The 5,602-nt window shown below is 71.0% G+C and carries 7 protein-coding genes; 6 read left to right on the top strand and 1 reads right to left on the bottom strand.

Features of this window, described 5'->3' with window-relative positions; translation table 11 throughout:
• The 3 genes from WBP48_RS11550 to WBP48_RS11540 all read left to right on the top strand — a co-directional run.
• Positions 1-242, top strand: a 242-nt coding sequence (locus WBP48_RS11550; protein WP_424440038.1) for a multicopper oxidase domain-containing protein, incomplete at its 5' end; no start/stop codon positions are given.
• Positions 239-1,141 carry a prolipoprotein diacylglyceryl transferase gene (lgt, locus tag WBP48_RS11545; RefSeq protein ID WP_424440554.1) on the top strand — a complete coding sequence of 301 codons (903 nt, stop codon included), beginning with the start codon at positions 239-241 and terminating at the stop codon, positions 1,139-1,141. The genes WBP48_RS11550 and lgt, both read left to right, overlap by 4 nt.
• Positions 1,142-1,432: 291 nt before the next feature.
• Positions 1,433-1,927 (top strand): hypothetical protein, encoded by a 495-nt coding sequence (locus tag WBP48_RS11540; protein WP_424440552.1) that lies wholly within the window; start codon positions 1,433-1,435, stop codon positions 1,925-1,927.
• On the opposite strand, the gene WBP48_RS11535 is transcribed toward WBP48_RS11540, so the two are convergent.
• A protein-coding gene (locus WBP48_RS11535) for an IS5 family transposase (RefSeq protein WP_424440550.1) occupies positions 1,924-2,818 on the bottom strand; the annotation gives its coding sequence in 2 pieces (ribosomal slippage) (positions 1,924-2,466 and positions 2,468-2,818; 894 coding nt in all). The genes WBP48_RS11540 and WBP48_RS11535 overlap by 4 nt on opposite strands.
• Before the next feature lie 142 nt (positions 2,819-2,960).
• Between WBP48_RS11535 and WBP48_RS11530 the strand changes: the two genes are divergently transcribed.
• From WBP48_RS11530 to WBP48_RS11520, 3 genes are all read left to right on the top strand, one after another.
• Positions 2,961-3,710 carry an SDR family oxidoreductase gene (locus tag WBP48_RS11530; RefSeq protein WP_424440548.1) on the top strand — a complete coding sequence of 250 codons (750 nt, stop codon included), beginning with the start codon at positions 2,961-2,963 and terminating at the stop codon, positions 3,708-3,710.
• Between the two features lie 32 nt (positions 3,711-3,742).
• Positions 3,743-4,639, top strand: a complete 897-nt coding sequence (locus tag WBP48_RS11525) for an SDR family NAD(P)-dependent oxidoreductase (RefSeq protein WP_424440546.1) — start codon at positions 3,743-3,745, stop codon at positions 4,637-4,639.
• Positions 4,640-4,829: 190 nt separating this feature from the next.
• A partial coding sequence (locus tag WBP48_RS11520; RefSeq protein WP_424440544.1) for a ferric reductase-like transmembrane domain-containing protein occupies positions 4,830-5,602 on the top strand: 773 nt, incomplete at its 3' end.

Genomic DNA, 5,602 nt, shown 5'->3' with positions numbered 1-5,602 from the left:
TGGGGGAGCGGGTGCAGTTGCGGATCCGCAATGACACCGAGATGTGGCATCCGTTCCACCTGCACGGCCACACCTACCAGCACACGGGCGGCGGCCCCCGGAAGGACACCTCGATCATCCTCCCGGGGCAGACCTTGACGGTCGACTTCGATGCGGACAACCCCGGTCTGTGGGTCGCGCACTGCCACAACATCTACCACGCCGAGGTCGGCATGACCACGGTGCTCGGGTACCGGTCATGATCGGCGCGTTCATCCCCAGCCCGGATGTCACCGGGTTCGCGGTGGGGCCGTTCACGATCCGCTTCTACGCGGTGTTCATCATCGCCGGGATCGTGATCGCCGTCTGGCTCACCTCCCGCCGGCTGCGGCGGCGCGGCGCGCCTGCGGGCGTCGTGGTCGACGTCGCCCTATGGGCGGTTCCGGCCGGGATCGTCGGCGGCCGGCTCTACCACGTGCTCACCCACCCCGCGGACTACTTCTACGAGGGCGCGGACCTGTGGCGGGTGCTGTACGTGTGGGAGGGCGGTCTGGCGATCTTCGGAGCGATCCTTGCCGGCAGCGTCGCGGCGTGGCTGGTGTGCCGGCGTGCCGGCATCCGGTTCCTTTCGTTCGCGGACGCTCTCGTGCCCGGGCTGCTGATCGCGCAGGCGATCGGTCGGTGGGGCAACTACGTCAACCAGGAGTTGTTCGGCGCCCCCACCACGTTGCCGTGGGGGCTGCAGATTGACCCCGCGAACCATGCCTTCCCGCCCGGGCTGCCTCCGGACACCCTGTTCCATCCGCTGTTCCTGTACGAGATGTTGTGGAACCTTGCCGGCGCGGCCGCGATCCTACTGATCGAACGCAGAGTGTCGTTGCGGTGGGGCAAGGCGCTCGGCGCGTACCTGATTGTCTATGGCACCGGCCGCGCCTGGCTCGAGGCGCTGCGCCTGGATCCGACCGGGCTGCTGCTGTGGGGCGTGAAGGTCAACCTGCTGATGGCCGCACTCATCGCCGTCGCCGGCGTCGCGCTGATCGTCGTGCAGTCCCGACGCCACCCGGAACCGGAACCGTCGCCGTACCTGCCCGGACGCGCTCCCACCCCTGGCGCGACGGTGCCGGGGGCACCTATCGACGTACGGGAAGGAGCACCCGGATGACACGTCGTCCACGACCCGACCCCGATCCGGCCGCAGGTACCGCCGTCGTCGCCGGTACCTGCGGGCCGGGCAGGCGATCATGGCTGTCGGCGCCCTCATCGTCGTGGTGCACTGGCTCGCCCCACATCGAGACGTTCGGCCCGAGGGCTGGATCGATTTGGTCGCCGGGTACCCGATGGGCGCGCTGTTGGTGATTGGCGGCGCGGTCCTGGCCAGCCGCAGACCCACCTGACATGACCTCGCACAGGCACACCCCGGCACCTCTCCCGGCAGGGATCCCCGCTGCTGCCGTTGTGGCCGGCGCTGGCGCTCGCGGCCGTGGCCGGGGTGCTGATGGACCTGGCGTACCCGCAGGCCGGCGTGTGGGTGGCCGCGCCGATCGCTGCCGGGCTGCTGTTGTGCGCGCTGATCGGTCGCAGCGCAGCGGGCGCCCTCGGCGTCGGCGCGGTCTTCGGGGTGGTGTTCTTCGCGCTGCTGGTGTCGTGGACCTCCCGCTACCTCGGGCCGGTGCCGTGGCTGGCATTGACCTTCGTGCAGGCTGCGATCACGGCGGTCGGGGTGATCCCCCTGACCCTCGCCTACCGGTGGATGCTGCGTGTCGCCCCGGGGCGGGCGGGGCGGATGGTGCTGCTGCCGTTGTTGCTGGCGTCGCTGTGGACGGGCCGGGAGATCCTGATGGGGGCGTGGCCGTACGGCGGGTTCCCGTGGGCACGGCTGGGGATGACGCAGGTGGAGAGCCCCGTCGCGGCCGTCGGCGGGTCAGCGGCGATGGTGGGGGTGGCCTAGGGCGTGTCTGACAATGTCTTGGCCCAGGCGATGACGGCGTTGAGGAGGACGGCGGCCCGGTAGACGATGGCGTGTTTGTCGTACCGGGTGGCGAGGCCGCGCCATTGCTTGAGGTGGCAGTACTGGCGTTCGATGACGTTGCGGTTCTTGTAGTCGACGGCGTCGAGTCCGACCGGGCGCCCGCCGCGGGATCCGCGGCGCCGGCGATGACCCTTCTGGTCATCGGGCTCGGGGATCACGGCTTTGATGCCGCGGGCGCGGAGGTGCTCGCGGATCGCGCGGGACGAGTATGCCTTGTCGGCTCGGACCGCGTCCGGCCGGGTGCGCGGCCGTCCCCTCTCGCGGCCCACGCGCAGCTGCTCCATCAGAGGCAAGAACATCGGCGAGTCGCCCGCCTGCCCCGGGGTGATCAACGTGACCAGCGGGCGCCCGTTACCGTCGACGAGCTGGTGGATCTTCGTCGACAGGCCGCCTCGGGAACGGCCGATGCCGTGGTCAGGCGGCTCTTCCCGCAGATTCTTGTAACTCGATCCAGCCCCCTGTGAGGCGGGTCGTGTTCGTCGCGTGCTGATGCGCGCGAGCGATGGTGGAGTCCACCGACAGCGACCAGTCCACCAGGCCAGCGGCATCCGCGGCAGAGGTGAGCTTGGCGAGCACCCGATCCCAGGTCCCATCGCTCGCCATCCGGTGATGCCACGTCCACACCGTCTGCCACGACCCGAACACCTCGGGCAGATCACGCCACGCGATCCCTGTCCGATACCGGTAAACGATGCCCTCGACCATCGTGCGCGCATCGGAGAACTTCCGACCCGGCCTGCCCGTCGGCCGCGGCAACATCTCCTCGATCAACGACCACTGAACATCCGAGAGCACCTGAAAACGCGACACGCGATCAGCCTCTCAGCACTCGCATCCAACCTTTGTCAGACACGCCCTAGCCCGCACCGCCTGCGCGCGCCCCACCCCGGGGCGCTGATCGTCGCGCCCGGAACACGACGCGGCCCGACCCCATCCATCGAAAGGAACCATCATGACCACGATCACCTCCACCTCCACCCCGCGCGTCGCGCTCGTCACGGGCGGCTCCGGCGGCATCGGCCAGGCCGTCGTCGAGAAGCTCGCCGCCGACGGCTTCGCCGTCGCCGTGCACTACGCGGGAAACCGGGCGAAGGCCGACGCGCTGGTCGACCGGATCGTCGCGCAGGGCGGCTCGGCCATCGCCGTCGGCGGCGACGTCGCCGACGAGACCGCCATGGCCGCAGCCTTCAACGCCGTCGACGCGGCGTTCGGCGGTGTCGACGTCGTCGTCCACACGGCCGGCATCATGCTGCTCTCGCCGATCGCGACACTCGACCTCGACGACCTGGACCGCATGCACCGCACGAACATCCGCGGGACGTTCGTCGTCGACCAGCTCGCCGCGAACCGGATCCGCTCCGGCGGCGCGATCGTCAACTTCTCCACGACCGTGACGCGCACGCAGTTCCCGGCCTACGGCGCCTACGTGGCGAGCAAGGCCGCCGTCGAGGGCATCACGCTGATCCTCGCCCGCGAGCTGCGCGGCCGCGACATCACCGTCAACGCCGTCGCGCCCGGACCGACCGCCACGCCGCTGTTCCTGGACGGCAAGGACGAGCAGACCATCGCGACGCTCGCCAAGGCGGCGCCCCTGGAGCGCCTCGGCCGGCCGGAGGACATCGCGCAGACGGTGGCGTTCCTCGCCGGGCCGGGCCGCTGGATCAACGGACAGGTCGTCTACGCCAACGGCGGGCTGGCCTGAGCGCCGGCGGACGAGAAAGAGAGACGACGGAAATGAACCAGACCGTGCTGATCACGGGCGCCTCCAGCGGGTTCGGCGCCCTCACCGCACGCGCCCTGGCGGATGCCGGGCACACCGTGTACGCCGGGATGCGCGAGACGGCGGGCCGCAACGCACCGCAGGTGCAGGCGGCGCGCGCCTACGCCGACGCCCATGCCGTCGACCTGCGGGCGGTGGAGCTGGACGTCAACGACGAGGCATCCGTCGCTGCGGCCGTCGCGCAGGTCGAACGCGAGCAGGGCGCGATCGACGTCCTCATCCACAACGCCGGGCACATGGTCACCGGCCCGGCCGAGGCCTTCACGCCCGGGCAGCTCGCCGAGCTGTTCGACATCAACGTGCTGTCGACGCAGCGCGTCAACCGCGCGGCGCTGCCGGGCATGCGTCGTCGCGGCCGCGGTCTGGTGGTGTGGGTGTCGAGCTCGAGCGTGAAGGGCGGCACCCCGCCGTACCTCGCGCCGTACTTCGCCGCGAAGGCCGCCATGGACTCGCTCGCCGTCTCGTACGCCGCCGAGCTCGCGCGGTGGGGCGTGGAGACCACGATCGTCGTGCCGGGCTCGTTCACGAACGGCACCAATCACTTCGCCCATTCCGGGCGACCCGTCGACGCGGCCGTCGAGAGCGACTACGAGGGCCGGTACCCGGGGCTGATGGAACAGGTCGCGCAGAAGCTCGCAGCGCTCGCCCCTGCCGACGCGGATGCCTCGATGGTGTCGGACGAGATCGCGCGGATCGTGGCGCTGCCTGTCGGCGGCCGTCCCTTCCGGGTGCACGTCGACCCGGCGGACGACGGATCCGAGGAGGTCTCGCAGGTAGCCGATCGCGTCCGCCGCGACTTCCTGACGCGGGTAGGCCTGGAGGATCTGCTCTCCGCCCGGGTGCCGGCGTGAGCGCCCGGCGGCCTACGCCGCGGCGGTGAGGGTGCCGAGACCGTCGCCAGGGTGGATGGGTGCCCCGATTCGCAGCAACGAGCCGCTCCCACGGCGGCGAACCTGTGAGAACGCGATGGGCGGGCGATGAGATCCCGGCGCGGGCCGCAGTCTTGGACCATTCTGAGAGCGCGCGCGGGACCGTGAACACATGACCGCCATCGCCGACACCGGATATCGCGCCCCCGCCGGCGACTCGGGACGCGTGCGCACCGCCCGCCCCACGTCGCCGGGCGCCCGGGGTGCACAGCGCTGGAACCTCGCGGCCGTGGCCGTGATCTGGCTCACCAGTCTCGCGGCCGTCGCGCTGTGGATCGCCGGCGGAGGCATCCAGGCCACGTCCGGCTTCGACGGCGAGACCGTCACGACGCTCGGCCGGCTGACCGGGCTGGTCTCGGCGAACCTGCTGCTCTATCAAGTGCTGCTCATGGCGCGGGTCCCGCTGTTCGAGCGCGGCTTCGGGCATGACGGCATCACCCGGATGCACCGGCTGGTCGGCTTCTGGTCCTTCGCCCTGCTGATCGCCCACGCGGTGCTGACCACCGTCGGGTACGCGATCACGGCGCAGGTCGACGTGCTCGCACAGCTGTGGGACCTGGTCCTCGACTACCCCGGCATGCTCCTGGCGACCGTCGGCACGCTGCTGCTCACCCTCGTGGCGGCGACCTCCATGCGGCGCGCACGCCGCCGGATGCGCTACGAGTCGTGGCACCTGCTGCACCTGTACGGCTACCTCGGCGTCGGACTGGCCATCCCCCACATGCTGTGGACCGGTGCCGACTTCCTGACCTCGCCGCTCGCGTCGGTGTACTGGGTGGGCCTGTGGGCGGCGACCGCAGCCTGCGTGGTCGTCTTCCGGATCGCGCTGCCGCTGTGGCGCTCCGCCCGGTACGGGCTCCGCGTCGTCGACGTCACGCCCGACGG

This window comes from Microbacterium sp. (assembly GCF_049661145.1).
Lineage (GTDB): Bacteria > Actinomycetota > Actinomycetes > Actinomycetales > Microbacteriaceae > Microbacterium.
Note: the sequence above shows the minus strand (reverse complement) of the source record. Positions and strands in the feature narration are given on the sequence as shown.